The organism is Streptomyces sp. NPDC047917 (assembly GCF_043204345.1).
GTDB lineage: Bacteria > Actinomycetota > Actinomycetes > Streptomycetales > Streptomycetaceae > Streptomyces > Streptomyces sanglieri.
This window is the reverse complement of sequence record NZ_JBIDCA010000002.1, coordinates 577212-591261: the sequence shown is the minus strand read 5'-3', so window position 1 is coordinate 591261 and position 14050 is coordinate 577212. Positions and strand designations below refer to the sequence as shown.

At 69.6% G+C, this 14050-nt stretch carries 13 protein-coding genes and 1 tRNA gene; 10 read left to right on the top strand and 4 right to left on the bottom strand.

Annotated elements, in window-relative coordinates; genetic code table 11:
• Positions 1-79: 79 nt before the first annotated feature.
• From lysA to ACGF8B_RS06290, 3 genes are read right to left on the bottom strand one after another with little or no spacing between them, the layout of a single operon-like run.
• Positions 80-1471 carry a diaminopimelate decarboxylase gene (gene lysA / locus ACGF8B_RS06300; RefSeq protein WP_392735263.1) on the bottom strand — a complete coding sequence of 464 codons (1392 nt, stop codon included), beginning with the start codon at positions 1469-1471 and terminating at the stop codon, positions 80-82.
• A 26-nt stretch (positions 1472-1497) separates the two neighbouring features.
• Positions 1498-2496 (bottom strand): ArgS-related anticodon-binding protein NrtL, encoded by a 999-nt coding sequence (gene nrtL, locus ACGF8B_RS06295; protein ID WP_392735261.1) that lies wholly within the window; start codon positions 2494-2496, stop codon positions 1498-1500.
• A gap of 55 nt (positions 2497-2551) precedes the next feature.
• Positions 2552-2965, bottom strand: a complete 414-nt coding sequence (locus ACGF8B_RS06290; protein WP_392735259.1) for a response regulator — start codon at positions 2963-2965, stop codon at positions 2552-2554.
• A 239-nt stretch (positions 2966-3204) separates the two neighbouring features.
• On the opposite strand from ACGF8B_RS06290, the gene ACGF8B_RS06285 reads away from it, so the two are divergent.
• Positions 3205-3276: transfer RNA gene (locus ACGF8B_RS06285), tRNA-Arg, on the top strand.
• Between the two features lie 170 nt (positions 3277-3446).
• Here the strand turns inward: ACGF8B_RS06285 and ACGF8B_RS06280 are convergent.
• The gene (locus ACGF8B_RS06280) at positions 3447-4595 is read right to left on the bottom strand and encodes a hypothetical protein (protein ID WP_392735258.1); all 1149 of its coding nucleotides are present in this window, start codon (positions 4593-4595) and stop codon (positions 3447-3449) included.
• 109 nt (positions 4596-4704) lie between these two features.
• Here ACGF8B_RS06280 and ACGF8B_RS06275 point away from each other — a divergent pair, with 109 nt between their 5' ends.
• The 9 genes from ACGF8B_RS06275 to ACGF8B_RS06235 all read left to right on the top strand — a co-directional run bounded on the left by ACGF8B_RS06275 (position 4705) and on the right by ACGF8B_RS06235 (position 13893).
• A complete protein-coding gene (locus tag ACGF8B_RS06275) occupies positions 4705-5025 on the top strand; it encodes a Scr1 family TA system antitoxin-like transcriptional regulator (RefSeq protein ID WP_392735256.1) in 321 nt (106 codons plus the stop codon).
• A 253-nt stretch (positions 5026-5278) separates the two neighbouring features.
• Positions 5279-5764, top strand: coding sequence for a hypothetical protein (locus ACGF8B_RS06270; RefSeq protein WP_392735254.1), 486 nt, complete (start codon positions 5279-5281; stop codon positions 5762-5764).
• A gap of 15 nt (positions 5765-5779) precedes the next feature.
• Positions 5780-7279 (top strand): hypothetical protein, encoded by a 1500-nt coding sequence (locus tag ACGF8B_RS06265; protein ID WP_392735253.1) that lies wholly within the window; start codon positions 5780-5782, stop codon positions 7277-7279.
• A 10-nt stretch (positions 7280-7289) separates the two neighbouring features.
• Entirely contained in the window at positions 7290-7922 is a 633-nt protein-coding gene (locus tag ACGF8B_RS06260) for a hypothetical protein (protein WP_392735252.1), read from the top strand.
• A gap of 365 nt (positions 7923-8287) precedes the next feature.
• Complete coding sequence (locus ACGF8B_RS06255; RefSeq protein ID WP_392735250.1) at positions 8288-9328, top strand: helix-turn-helix transcriptional regulator; 1041 nt, start codon at positions 8288-8290, stop codon at positions 9326-9328.
• A 147-nt stretch (positions 9329-9475) separates the two neighbouring features.
• Positions 9476-10501: an ABC transporter substrate-binding protein gene (locus ACGF8B_RS06250; protein WP_392735248.1), complete on the top strand. Its 1026-nt coding sequence runs from the start codon at positions 9476-9478 to the stop codon at positions 10499-10501.
• The gene (locus ACGF8B_RS06245) at positions 10498-11619 is read left to right on the top strand and encodes a FecCD family ABC transporter permease (RefSeq protein WP_392735246.1); all 1122 of its coding nucleotides are present in this window, start codon (positions 10498-10500) and stop codon (positions 11617-11619) included. The genes ACGF8B_RS06250 and ACGF8B_RS06245 overlap by 4 nt, the downstream gene beginning before the upstream one ends.
• On the top strand, positions 11609-12472 hold the full coding sequence (locus ACGF8B_RS06240; protein WP_392735244.1) for an ABC transporter ATP-binding protein: 864 nt from the start codon (positions 11609-11611) through the stop codon (positions 12470-12472). The genes ACGF8B_RS06245 and ACGF8B_RS06240 overlap by 11 nt, the downstream gene beginning before the upstream one ends.
• Positions 12469-13893 (top strand): MFS transporter, encoded by a 1425-nt coding sequence (locus ACGF8B_RS06235; RefSeq protein ID WP_392735242.1) that lies wholly within the window; start codon positions 12469-12471, stop codon positions 13891-13893. The genes ACGF8B_RS06240 and ACGF8B_RS06235 overlap by 4 nt, the downstream gene beginning before the upstream one ends.
• Positions 13894-14050 lie beyond the last annotated feature (157 nt).

The following is a 14050-nucleotide window of genomic DNA, read 5'->3' as shown; positions in this document are numbered from 1 at the left end:
TACATCTGATGTGTGGACCAGTCTCACTCACCGGACGGGGGATTCTGCCACTCGTCCGGATCCTGAGATATGTATTTCATCAGCCGACATCGAGACGCAGGAGATCTTCCTCCGTCTCGCGCCTGACGATGACATGCGCCCGACCGTCGCGCACGGCGACGACCGGCGGACGCAGGGCGTGGTTGTAGTTGCTCGCCATGGAACGGCAGTACGCGCCGGTGGCGGGCACCGCGATCAGGTCGCCGGGGGCGAGGTCGGACGGCAGGAACGCGTCCTTGACCACGATGTCGCCGCTCTCGCAGTGCTTGCCGACGACCCGGACGAGCATCGGCTCGGCGTCGGAGGCGCGTGAGACGAGCGCGACGGTGTACTCGGCGTCGTACAGCGCGGTGCGGATGTTGTCCGACATGCCGCCGTCGACGCTGACGTACGTACGCAGCCCCTCCAGGGGCTTGATGGTGCCGACCTCGTACAGCGTGAAGGCGGTCGGTCCGACGATGGCGCGCCCCGGCTCGACGGAGATCCGCGGGGTGGCGAGCCCGGCGGCCTCGCACTCGCGGGTCACGATGTCGCCGAGCGCCTTCGCGATCTCGTGCGGCTCGCGCGGGTCGTCCTCGGAGGTGTACGCGATGCCGAGTCCGCCACCGAGGTCGATCTCGGGCAGCTCCACCCCGTGCTCGTCGCGCACCTCGGCGAGCAGCTGGACCACGCGGCGGGCGGAGACCTCGAAGCCGGCCATGTCGAAGATCTGCGAGCCGATGTGCGAGTGGATGCCGATGAGCTCCAGGCCGTCGAGGGTGAGCGCCCGGCGTACCGCCTCGGCCGCCTGTCCCCCGGCCAGCGCGATCCCGAACTTCTGGTCCTCGTGCGCGGTGGCGATGAACTCGTGGGTGTGCGCCTCGACACCGACGGTGACCCGGATCTGTACCCGCTGCCGCTTGCCGAGCCGCTGCGCGATGTGCGCGACCCGGGCGATCTCCTGGAAGGAGTCGAGCACGATCCGGCCGACACCGGCCTCGACGGCCCGCTCGATCTCCGCGACGGTCTTGTTGTTGCCGTGGAAGGCGATGCGCTCGGCCGGCATCCCGGCGTCCAGGGCGGTGGTCAGCTCGCCGCCGGAGCAGACGTCGAGGTTGAGCCCCTCCTCCTGGAGCCAGCGCACGACGGCGCGCGACAGGAAGGCCTTTCCGGCGTAGAACACGTCGGCGCCGGGTCCGAAGGCGTCGGCCCAGGCACGGCAGCGGGCCCGGAAGTCGCTCTCGTCGAGGAAGTAGGCGGGGGTGCCGAACTCCTCGGCCAGCCGCGTCACTTCGATCCCGCCGACGGTGACCGCGCCGTCCTCGGCGCGGGTGACGGTACGGGCCCAGACCTTCGCGTCCAGGGCGTTGAGATCGGCGGGCGGGGCGGTGTAGTGCCCCTCCGTCATGACGTCGGCGTGACGGGGTCCGGCGGGGTGTGCGGATCGGCTCATGGTGTTGCTCTGCTCTCTCGGATCTCTCAGAGGACTTCGGGTGCGCTGATGCCGAGCAGGGACAGGCCGCCTGCCAGCACCGTCCCGGCGGCTTCGGCAAGAGCGAGCCGGGAACGGTGGGCGGCCGAGGGTTTCTCGTCACCGGCGGGCAGCGGCGAGGCGCTGTCGTGGAAGTCGAAGAAGGCCTGCGCGAGGGATTCCAGCTGCCGGGCGACCCGGTCGGGCTCCCGGTGCCGGGCCGCGGCGGCGAGCACCCCGGGGTGGTCGGCGAGCAGCGCACCGAGCGCGGGCGCGGCCACGCCCTCCTCGTACGCCGCGGCGAACCCGAGCTGCCGGGCGTTCCGTCCCAGCGCACGGATCCGGGCGTGCGCGTACCGCACCCGGAACAACGGATTGCTCTCCTGCTGTACGAGCAGCTCGCCGCTCCCGGTGCCCCGGGGCCGGTCGTGCGGGGCGGCCCGCAGCAGCGCCCAGCGCGCGGCGTCGTTCCCCAGCCGCTCGAAGAGATCGCGGTCGGTGGCCGGCACCGGCAGCACGTGCAGCACCTCCCCGCCGGCCGCCCGCTCCCCGGCCTCGGCCCCCTGGGCCCGGAGCAGCAGCTCGACGGTCTCGGTGACGACCCGGGCGCGAAGCTCCTCGACGGGCGCGAACGAGACCGTCGCACCGGCGAGGGCGTCCCCGTGCCCGTACGCCGTGCCGTGCTCGGCGATGTCGCGCACCAGGCCGTCGAGGCCGCGCGCCCCGGCTCGCAGCGTGAAGTTCAGGAATCCCGGTCCGGTGACCTCGACGTCCCCGATCCCCGGCGCGCCGACCACTCGCTCCCGCAGGATCTCGGCCACGTCCCTGGCCGGCAGCGCGGCGGGCCCGGCCAGCTGGAGGGCCACGGCACAGGCGTAGTCCCCACGCCCGCCGGGTCGCGTCCGCTCCACCCGCACGCGCGCGGGCACGGGGGCGCGCAGGGCGTTCTCGTCGACCGCGCGGCGCACGGCGTGCAGCACGGTCCTGGAGAGGTCGGCGGGGGTCACAGGACAAGCGTATGGGAGGAAGGGGGGCACCCCGCGACCCCGTTTCGCCATGCGGTCACCCCGCGGCGCGCTCCGCGGTCCCGGCGCTCCGCCTGCCGTCGAGCGACGGCCGGTCCTTCCGCTCCATCAACTCCCGCACCAGCCGCACCAGCTCGGTCGGCTCGAAGGGTTTCGCGAGAAACGCGTCGACCCCCGCGGCGACCCCGCTGTCCACCTCGTACGGCGTGCAGGCACTGATGACCGCCACGGGCAGATGTCTGGTCCGGGGATCTGAGCGCAGTCTGGTGGCGGTCTGCAGACCGTCCAGCCTGGGCATGACGACATCGAGCGTGATCACATCGGGATGGACCCGATGCACCAGATCAAGACACTCGACACCATCGGCCGCGGTCACGACCTCGAAGCCCTCAAGCTCAAGGTTGACCCTGATCAACTGCCGGATGACCTTGTTGTCGTCGACAACAAGCACGCGGCCACAAGCCCCTGACACACTTCGAGGGTAGGGGCGACTCCGTGGCTGCGTCCGGGTTTTACCCACTTCCGCCCCCGGACGGGTGGCGCGAGGGGTGGCCGGATGCATCCGGAGCACACCTCACGCCCCTCCGTCCGGACCCTCGCCGCCGCTCCGGCGAGCCGGGAAATACCTGTTCACGGACACCCCGCGGAAGCTGGTAGTGTTTCACCCGTCGCCGAGCAACACAGCGATACGCCCTCGTAGCTCAGGGGATAGAGCATCGGCCTCCGGAGCCGTGTGCGCAGGTTCGAATCCTGCCGAGGGCACTTCGGAAGAAGTGCCAAAAAGACCTTCTGGCCAGTGGAAACGCTGAGCAGAGGGTCTTTTTCATGTCTCGCGGAGCCGGGGTACTCCGCCGTGGCGGAGAACCCCGGCTCCGCGGACGCGCGTACGCCTCTGCCGCACAGCACTCGGGCCGGGCTTGATCTCAGAGCGATCAGTGAGCGCTTTCGACGTTGGGAGCTCCGTCGAGGAAGCTGTCCAGGAGTCTGTCGTGCAGCCTGTTGAGGATCTCGCTCTCCGCGTACGCGGCTCCGGCACGCAGGTGGAGTTTGCCAGTGAGCCGTGCGAACCGCTCACGCACGGAGGACGGGGGCCATTGGACCGCCGTGGCCGCGAACGCGTTCCGGCTCAGTTCACGCCCGCCCGGCCCCTGGGCGGCGGCGGTCAGTTCCCCGCTCCGGGCTCGGACTTCGTGCAGCAGCCAGTAGCTGTCGGCCAGTGTCTCCGGCTGCAGGGCGAGAATGCCTCGCCCAGGCACAACCGGAACCTCGTTCAGGACGGCGTGCACGCCGTCCTCTCTGGTCGCCAGAAGCAGGGACTGCGGAGCGCACACGGAGTCCGCGTCAGGAGAGGCGAGCCAGGTGTCTGTCCGGGAGACATACGGCAGGCCCCTACGCAGGACGTCCGCGGGCGCGACGAAGGGGACAGCGGACCCCTGGGACGATTCGTCCGCATGGGGGGCGTCCTCGCGAGGGCGCGACGCATGACCTGAGCGCAGGTGAGCCAGGGTACCGAAGGACTGTTCGGGCCAGGCTCCCTTGTCCTGTGCCTCGGCAGCGAACAGCGCGTCGCTCAACGACATGGCACATTCCGCGATGCGCGTGTTGACTGCCGCTTTCCTTTCCATGACTTCCGCCGTGCGGAGAAATGCCGCCCTGGCCTCCGGGGGCGGCAGCGGCACGGGAAGGCCGCGCAGGACTTTCAGATTCAGAGTGCGTTGCAGGGTGGAGCCGGTCACGCGACTCTCGCACCAGTCACGTACATACGGCGATCCGAGCCACAACCTGAGCCAGGCCGCCTCATCAGGCTCTGCCATCCGCACCACCGCGACAGTGCGGGCAGCATTCCAGCCGTGATACGCGTCGGTGACCATGGTTGCTTCGCCGACCCTGCCTACGAGCACGATGAGCACATCGCCGACCCGCAACTCACTACGGATGTTCGCCTGGTGCGTGCGAGGGCTGATTTTTCTCGGCTCGTCGCTATGGAGATGGCCGTCCTGGATATCCGCCGCTCGGATCATCCCCACACCATCGTCCACGTGAGCCCCGGGACGAGTGATGCCGTAGCCGATCATCTGCACCGATGGCAGCTGATCCTCACGCAGCAGTCCGTTTGGGAGCAACAGCAGTCCGCTTGGTCAGCCCCCTTCCTGAATAATGCCTCAGCCGTAAGTGCCGACGGCCGGAGCAATGCCGGACCCGCGCCGACGAAACCCGCCCGCAGGGATTTCTCCGGAGGCATACCACTCACTTCGCACGCTGCGGACCGTTCGCTACGCACCCCGGACCCGGACGCTCCGGCCCGGCCGAACAGCCACCGCCGCGACGTCCGCCTCCCCGGGTCTCGGCAGGAACACCTGCCCCGACAACCCGTTGCAGCTGTGGGCCGCGGTGTCGGAGGCCGTACTTCTTCAGCGGGTCGGCAGCCCGCACGTCATGAACGCGCAGTTGAAACACCTGCTGGCCAGTTCCGAGCATCTCCATGCGGCCATCCAGGTACTGCCGCACTAGCGTGGCGTCCATGCGAGTGAACAGCGCACACCGCAGCACGCCGGCCCTGTCGTCGCCTTCGGCCACGGCACCTGGCACGCGATTGGCCAGTGCGCTGGGCTGACCTCGGGCAGTCACGCGCGGGTGGCCCCAGACGCTCCGGGAGCACTCGTGGCAGCACCTGCTCGTACGAAACACCGGTGATGCCCAGGTGATCACGTCGCAACCTCATTGCTAGGGTGTCGCGTTGACATCGGACAGGGCCGGGGGACTCATGACGTTCGACGACGAGTGGGCCCGGCTCAAGGCGGATGCGCAGGATCGGCATTCCGCGCAGATGAGGCTCAACACGAATGAGCCCCAGGCCGACGGCGCAGGGTCCGGAGGCAACGCCGACCTGGTGGTTCACCGGGATGATCTCGGCAAGGTCGGCAATGAAGCCTTTCGGATCCACGGCGAGCTGCGGAAGCGGGCCGACCTCGCAGGTGCCGGGGCCGACAAGGACGGCGCGGGGACGACTGCCCGGGCCGCAGCGGAGTTGCAGGGCCGGAACTTCAGCGCGGGCGGTGAGTTGTACACCACCCTGGAGGTCTGGAGTTCGCAGGTGAAGACGGTCCTGCAGATGTGCGCGCACATCTCCAACCACCTTGACTTCTCACAGAAGTTGCACGCCAACGACGAGGCGGAGATCACCGCATCTCTCTCGCGCAGAGACGGCTCTCCCGTACCGGTGTCGGAGCTACTGAAGTATGTGAAGTGAGCGGGGCGAAGAAACATGGGGGCGTTTTCTTACACAGATCTCATCGAAGTGGATCTGGGCAAGCTCAGTGCGGCGGCCGACGACTGGGCGGCGACGGCGGCCGGGCTGGAGAAGCTGAGGACCGAGGTCTACAGCGGTCTTCTGCAACTGTCCGACGGGGCCGACTGGGCCGGCCTGAACGCCGCTGTCACCAAGGACTTCGTCCGCAAGACGGCCAAGGAGGTCACGGATCTCCACCTGGAGGCTCAGAGCATCGCGGCTGTCCTTCAGGACGCCCATGGTGAACTGACGCACATCCAGAAGCGCGCCAGGGAACTCTCCGCGGAAGCCCGCAAGGGTGATCCGACCCGGCAGGCAGGCCCGGACCCGGGGCTACTGGTGACGGACGGCCCCAGCGGCACCGTGAAGGTCACAGAGGCCTTCTGCGGCGTGGACGGGACTTCCCAGCGGACCAAGGACCTGATGCAGTGGTACGCCGACACGCTCACGGGGCTTGTGTCCCACGCGGCAGAGATCGATGCGGCCGTCACCCGTGCCCTGAAGAGAAGCCATGGCGACGACCCGCACAACGCGGGACACGCGACGTACACCTCGCTGGACGAGGACCAGCTGCCCCGTGCCACAAAGCTGGCTTCGCTCGGCGACGAGGCGAACACGGCGCAGCGGGCCGAGCTGCGGCGACTCTGGTCGTCGCTGAGCCCTCAGGCCCGTGCGGAGTTGTGGACCGGGCACAAGGACGGCCTTCTCGCGGCTGGACTGCTCGCTCCGTCCATCAAACAAGCCGCGCCCGACCGAGGTTCCGGGCCCCACGGCGCCGAGGAACCGGGAGCAGAGGAGCGCAGGACCCGGGAGAAGATGAATCTGATCGCCGAGGCGGCCGACTGGACGGGCGACAACGACGCTGCTCGGCACATGGCGCACTACCTGGGGAACAGCGGGACGGACATGGAGCTGCCCATCGACAAGATGATGTCGGACGTACCCGGCTTCCGTATGCACATCGAGGACGGCATCAGGGAACACCAGGACGCGTGGCGCGACCAAGCACTCGCGGAGTTCAAGAGGAACGGCGGACAGCCGGTCTCGATACCGGTGGAAACCGGCAACCGGGATTTCAGCTTCACCAAGGACGTCGACGAGAACTGGTTCTACGCGGTCGGTTCCACCAGGTCGAATGTGACCGGGGTGGTCACCGTCGTGCCGGATGCCAACGGTCGGCCCGAGGTCGGTCTCGACTATCAGGCCAACGCATGGGACCGCTACAACTGGGACCAGGACAAAGGGGTGACCATCGGCCTTCCCGGGGGCAGCGACATGAGCATTCCGGACGGTCAGATGGCCCGCCTCCACACCACGGGCATCGCTCAGGAATTCGACATGGCGGGCAGCAGTTCCGTCAAGCACTACGATCTGGGCGCATCCGCCCCGAACCACGATCCTCTGCCGCAGCCGGACGAGCCCGGGCGTGAGGGCGACCGCACGGATCCGAGCCGCGAGCAGCAGGAAGGGCGGTAGAGGACCACCGATGGAGAGCTCCAGCGAGATTGCTGCCGACAGGCAGCCCGTGCGCCGCCGTCGTGTGCCGGTCGCGGTCGTCGTCGTCCTGACGCTCCTCGCCTGCGTCGCCACCACGATCGGCCTGGTCTCCTGCGTCGCCGACGACGTGTCGTCGGACCTGGCGGACCAGGAGATGACCTGCTGCTGGGAGGACGGAGCCACGCCTGCCTGGATGAGTGGCCAGATGGGCGTCCGCATTCCGGCGGCGGCATCGGACCGTCGGGCGGGTTACAAGGTCGGGGAGCGCTACGACACCGGACTGCTGTCCTTCGTCCTCCCCGGCGACGAAGCGGAGACGTACACCGGCAGGCTCATCCGGAACGGCACCAAGATGATCGGGAACTTCCATCCCGAGAAGGAGGACTACCGGCCTGCGGCTGGCTTCGGTCACCTCGGGCTGCCCGAGCCGGAGACGTTCGTCGAGGGGCTGCGGAAGATCAGCCTGTGCCCCGATGAACTCACAACCCCGGAAGGCAAGTATCTCCAGCGCTGCGTCGACCTCTTCACCCACGAGTTCGAGCCCGGCACCACGCGAATCTACGTCCGGTCGACCATCGAACCGTCCGTGACGCCCCCTCCCGCGAGCAAGAAGGCTCCATAGCCTGCGGGGCATGGTGGTTGCCGGGGGGGTGCCACCTCCCGCACCTCGTCACCTCTCCTCTCCTCTCCCGGCGGCACGTGGAACGCGGTTCCGGGCCCCGGGACTGCGGTGGTGCCGTCCCGTCCAGCCACAGACGCACAGGATCCAGGAAGGCCTTCTTCGTGGGCGGCCACGCGCCGCTCTTCATATGCGGCCGAGCGCCGCACGGGGCACATGGCCATGACCCGTCGCATGCCTTCCCTCCGTCGCGGGCGGCTTCGTCCGCCTCGCCCCCAGCCCCAGCCCCAGCCCCAGCCCCAGCAAGAGAACTTAGGTTACCCTAAGTAGAAATGCGGGGGATTGCTTCTCATTTCTCTGGAGGCGGTGTGACCAGGCGCTTCTCTCTCACGTCCGCGCATGGGTACGCGGATCTCGGACGGCAGTACCGGGACTTCTACGCGGCGATCGCGACCTGCCGCGGCGGTGGCGTGGAGGGGGTCCGGGTGTACGACCTGCGGCCGGGGACCGGGGTCGGGAGCATCACCGTTCATGAGCTGCTCCACGGGGTCACGCTCACCCTGTACGACCTGACGTTCCACGACGAGTTGGTCCTCGACTTCGATCTCGCGGGCGACTACTTCGAGCTGGAGTACTGCGTCGACGGGCTGATGCAGCTGGAGGAGCGGGCGACCGGGGCGACGGTCTTCGGGGCGAACGAGCTGTCGATATCGCACTCGCGGGCCTCGGCGGGGCGGCTCGTCCGGCCCGCCGGGCAGCGCTACCGGGGTGTGTCGATCGCGGCCCGCCGGGAGGCGGTCGACGTCTTCTTCGGGAGTCTGGGGGCGGCGGCCTGGGAGGAGAGCGTCGAGGAGATGCCCGCCGCGTCGCGCGACGCGCACTATCTCGGCCGGCAGGCTCCACCCGAACTCGCGGCCGCTTTCGCCGACTTGTTCACGTGTGCGCTGCCGGCCCGGTTCCGCGCGCTGTATCTGGAGTCCAAGGTCATGGAGATCCTCGCCCGGATCGTCGCGGGCACCGAGTCCCCGCGCGGCCCGGCCGGGCCGCCCATGGCGGAGTACGAGATCGAGCGGATCCGGAAGGTGCCGGAGCTGCTGATGGAGAACCTGCACGAGCAGCACACCGGGGAGTCGCTGGCGCGAGCCCTGGGGATGACGCCCAAGCGGCTGAACGAGGGGTTCAAGCAGCTCTACGGCGACACCGTCTTCAACCACCATCGCAACGCCTGTCTGCGCCGGGCCTCACTGCTGCTCGTGGAGACCGATCTCAGCGTCGCCGCCGTCGCGCTCAGGAGCGGCTACTCCAGTCCCAGCAACTTCTGCCACGCGTTCAAGAAGCATTACGGGCGGACACCCCGGCAGTACCGGGCGGGGCGGGCAGTGGCCGGTGTCCGAGAGGCCGTTTCCTGATTCCGCGGGTCGTGGAGTGTGGAGCGGGCGTCCCCTTCGTGGGGCGCCCGCTCCACATTTCCGGGTCCTGCTCTCCGTACACGTCCCGCCGTGTTCCTTCCGAGGATGGCCGGGTGGCCGATGCCACGCCTTCCCCGAAAGGACATCGTGAACGCCTCCCCGCTCCGGATCCCGATACGCGTCCGCGCGGCTCTCGCCGCCGGTTCGGCCCTCCTGCTCGCCGGCTGTGCGAACACCGCGCAACCCGCTGCCGTGCGCGGTGACGGGGCCCCCGGCCAGGGCCGCTATCCGGTCACCGTGGACGTCATGGACGACGCCGGCAAGAAGCTGGAGCAGACCGTCGGGGCCGAGCCGAAGCGTGTCGTCGTGATCGGGCAGGCCCTGGCCGAGCTGATGATCGAGTTCGGGCTCGACGACCGGATCGTGGGGGTCGGCTACCTCGACAACTCGTACTCGAAGTACGCGGACCGGATCGCGAAGCTGCCGAAGATCTCCGACCAGCTCCCCTCCAGGGAAGCGGTCCTGGCGCTGCGACCCGACCTCGTCCTCACCATGTCGTTCGCGCTGAAGCCGGACAAGATCGGTGAGATCCCGTTCTGGAACGAGCGGGGAGTGGACGTGCTTCCGGCCGTGAACTACACCGCGGGCCGCGATCTGGACAGCTACTACGAGGACGTCCGGCACCTGGGCGAGGTCTTCGGCAGGACGGAGCGGACCGAGGCCTACACACGGGAACAGAAGAGCCGGATCGCCGCGATCGGGCGGACGGCGAAGAAGGCCACCGACTCCCCCGAGGTTCTCCTGGTCGCCAGCGGCGGGCGCGACACGTACGACTACTACGCGCCCTCCCTGGGCCTGGTGGACGAGATGGTGAACGGCGCCGGCGGGACGTACATGGAGCTGACCGACGACAGTTACGCGCAGCTCTCGCTCGAATCGATCGTCGCGGCCGACCCGGACAAGATCATCGTGACCGAGTTCCAGAAGTCGGACGGCGAGAAGTCGCGTGACCGGCTGCTGCGCGACCCGCGTCTGAAGAACGTCACCGCGATCAGGAACGGCGCTGTGATGATCGCCGACTACACGACCTCGATCCGGGGCTCGCTCACGCTCGCGGACCTGTGCGAGGACGTCGCGGAGTTCGTCCACCCCGACCTCTTCCCGGCCTCGTGAGCGGCCGGGACGTGCTCGCCGCGGAACGGGAGGAGCGGCGGGCGACGCGGGCGGGCCGTGGCGGGAGGGCCCGTCGGGTGGCGCCGTCCGTCCTGGTGGCCGTCCTTCTGCTCCTGCTGGCCGGCTCGGCCGTCGTGTCGGTCTCGATCGGTCAGGTCGACGTCCCGGTGCGTGCGTCCTCGCGCATCCTGCTCCATGAGCTGACCGGGATCGGCGGCCCCGGTGACCCCGTGTTCGTGGACGTGATCTGGAGCATCCGCCTCCCTCGGGTCCTGCTGGCCGCGGTCGTCGGTGCCGGACTCGCGCTGTGCGGCACCGTGATGCAGTCGACCCTGCAGAACCCGCTCGCCGACCCCTTCGTCCTCGGCATCTCCTCCGGGGCGTCCCTCGGCGCCGCGTTCGCGATCCTGACCGGTTTCGGGGCGGCCGGGGCCGCGGGGGCCGTCGCCGGACTCGGCGTGCCGTTCTGGGCGTTCATCGGGGCACTGGCCGCCGCCGCCCTGGTACTGGGGGTGGGCAGCGCGGGCTCGCGCACGTCGCCGGTCAAGCTGATCCTCGCCGGTACCGCGGTCAACGCCCTGTGCGGTGCGGCCTCCAGTGCGCTGGTGTACTTCGCCGGCAGCGCCGAGGGGGTCCGCTCGGTCACGTTCTGGAGCATGGGCAGCCTCGCCTCAGCGGAATGGGCCACGCTGCCCGCCGTGAGCGTCGTGGTGCTGATCGCCACGGTCTTCTTCCTCTTCCGGAGCAGGGTCCTGAACGCGCTGCTCATGGGCGACGAGGCCGCGGTCACCCTGGGCATCGATCCCGGGCTGCACCGGCGGATCCACCTGGTACTGGCCGCCGTGGTCACCGGAATGCTGGTCGCCACCTGCGGAATCATCGGCTTCGTCGGCCTGATCGTCCCGCATGTGGTGCGCAGTGTGATCGGGCCGGACCACCGTGGGCTGATCCCCGTCGCGGTGCTGTCCGGAGCACTCTTCCTGATCTGGGCGGATGTGGCCGCACGCGTCGCGGTCCCGAACGCCGAGTTGCCGATCGGCATCGTGACGTCCGTTCTCGGCGCCCCTCTCTTCCTGCACATGCTGATCCGTAAGGAGTACGGGTTCGGTGACAAGTAACCGAGTGCCGACGGCACATGACGGCACGTCGGGTCATCGCGGGCTGAGCGCGGAACGCATCTCGGTCACGCTCGGCGGCGCACGGATCGTTCGCGATGTGAGCCTGAAGGTGGCCGACGGCCGGTTCGTCGGTGTGGTCGGGCCGAACGGGTGCGGCAAGTCCACGTTCCTCAAGAGCATCTACAAGGTCGTCACCCCCGACTCCGGTACCGCGGTGCTCGGCGGACTGGACCTGCTCGCGAGCCGTCCCGGTGCGGTCTTCACCCGGCTCGCGGTGGTCGCCCAGTTCAACGACCTGAGCTTCGACTTCACGGTGGCGGAGATGGTCGCGATGGGGCGCACCCCGCACAAGCGGCCGCTGGAGACGACCGGCGAACGGGACCGGGAGATCGTCCGGCGGGCGCTGCGCCGGGTGCACATGGACGAGTACGCGGGGCGGAGCTTCCGGACCCTGTCCGGCGGCGAGCGACAGCGGGTGGTGCTCGCGCGGGCGCTCGCCCAGGAACCGGCCTTCCTCATCCTGGACGAACCCACCAACCACCTGGACATCAAGCACCAGTTGGAGATCTTCTCGATCGTCAAGGAGCTCGGCGTCGGAGTGCTCGCCGCGCTGCACGACCTGCCGATGGCGGCGAGCTACTGCGACGAGCTGTACGTCCTCAAGGAAGGTGCCGTGGTGACCCACGGGCCGCCGGACGAGGTGCTCACACGAGAGCTCATCCACGAGGTGTACGAGGTCGAGTGCGAGACCTACCGCAACCCGGTGACGGGCCGCCTCGCCATCGCCTACCTCGATCAACACAACCGCCCCCTGGACGTGTACGACCGGCCGACCCGGAGGAATGAACCGTGAAGTTGCGCCATTTCGCTCCCCTGATCGTCGCCTGCACGGCGACCTTCCTGCTGCTCGCCTACGCCACGGTCGTCACCGTCGCCATTCCGGCGATCGCCGCCGATCTGCACACCGGCTTCGCGGCGTTGCAGTGGGTCGTGGACCTCTACACGCTCGCGCTCGCGGCGCTCCTGGTCGTCTGCGGGGCGGTGGGCGACGCGTTCGGCCGGCGCCGGGTCTTCCTGGCCGGGTTCGCTCTCTTCACGGTGTCCTCGCTGGCCTGCGGGCTGGCGCCCGGAGTGCGGGAACTCATCGCGTTCCGGGGGGCGCAGGGGGTCGGCGGGGCTGCCATGTTCGCGACCACGCTGCCGCTGATCAGGGCGTCGTACCAGGGACGGGAACAACACCGGGCCTTCGCCGTCTGGGGCGCCGTGGCCGGGCTGGCCGCCGCTGTCGGCAACGTGTGCGGCGGACTGCTCGCCGAGGCCCTGGGCTGGCGGTGGATCTTTCTGCTCGCGGTACCGGTGGGGGCGGCCGGGCTGGTGCTCGCCGTCGTGTTCCTGCCCCGTGATCCGGAGCGCGGGGCGGGGCGGATGGACGTGCCGGGGTCGGTCCTACTGAGCGCGGGCATCGCCGCCCTGGTCGTCGGGGCGCTCCTGTTCGGCGAGCACGGCGCGGGGGCGGGTCCGGGGCTCGCGGTCCTCGTGGCGGCCGTGACCGTGCTCGCCTTCGTCGTGCACGAGCGCCGTACGCCGGATCCCGTCATCGATCCGGCGCTGTTCCGCCACCCCAGGTTCCTGGCCGTGGTCTCGGTGGCGTTCGGCTACTACTTCGCCGCGTTCGGACCGCTGACGGTGATGTCGTCGTGGTTCCAGGACGGTGCGGGCCTGGACGCGGTCGACACCTCGCTGCTGCTGGCCCTCCAGCCCGCGGTCTTCTTCGCCGTCTCCGCCCTGTGCGGGGCGGTGCTCCAGCGCGTCGCGCTGTGGATCCCGCTGGGCGTCGGCACCGCGCTCTGCGCGGCGGGATGTGCGGGTTTCGCGTTGCTGGGTGTCTCGTACGGGCCGGTGGCGCTCGTACCGTCGCTGCTGCTGACCGGGATCGGTGCGGGCATGGTGTCGCCGGTGCTGCCGTCCGCGGCCATGCGGGACGCCGAACCGTCCCGCGCGGGCACGGCGGCGGCCGTGGCCAACACCGCCCGCCAGGTGGGTCTCGCGCTGGGCACCGCGGTGTGCGGCGGGCTGTTCATCGGCCTCGCCGCTCCGGGGCGGCGGGAGTACACGGCAGTGGTCGGCGAGGTCGGTGCCGTCGCGGCACTGGTCGCGCTCGCCGCCGCGGTGGTGGCGGTGGTGCTGCTGCGGCGGGCGGACGCGGGGCGCGCGGGGGCGCGCGGGGGCCGGTCCGGGGTGGGAGCCGGTGAAGCGCAGGTCGGTGAGCCGTAGGCCGGAGAGCCGCAGGCCGGTAAGCCACAGGCCGGAGCCACAGGCCGGCGAGTCGTAAGCCGGTAAGTCACAGGCCGGTGCCACAAGTCGGTGGGCCGTAAGCCGGTAAGTCACAAGCCGGTGAGCCGTAAGCCGGTGGGCAACAGACCGGTGAGCC

What these genes read in the sequence shown, in the direction of transcription:
- lysA (WP_392735263.1), bottom strand. Translation starts at nt 1,471, where the DNA reads ATGAGCCGATCCGCACACCCCGCCGGACCCCGTCACGCCGACGTCATG.
- ACGF8B_RS06275 (WP_392735256.1), top strand. Translation starts at nt 4,705, where the DNA reads ATGCCGGACCCGCGCCGACGAAACCCGCCCGCAGGGATTTCTCCGGAG.
- ACGF8B_RS06270 (WP_392735254.1), top strand. Translation starts at nt 5,279, where the DNA reads ATGACGTTCGACGACGAGTGGGCCCGGCTCAAGGCGGATGCGCAGGAT.
- ACGF8B_RS06265 (WP_392735253.1), top strand. Translation starts at nt 5,780, where the DNA reads ATGGGGGCGTTTTCTTACACAGATCTCATCGAAGTGGATCTGGGCAAG.
- ACGF8B_RS06260 (WP_392735252.1), top strand. Translation starts at nt 7,290, where the DNA reads ATGGAGAGCTCCAGCGAGATTGCTGCCGACAGGCAGCCCGTGCGCCGC.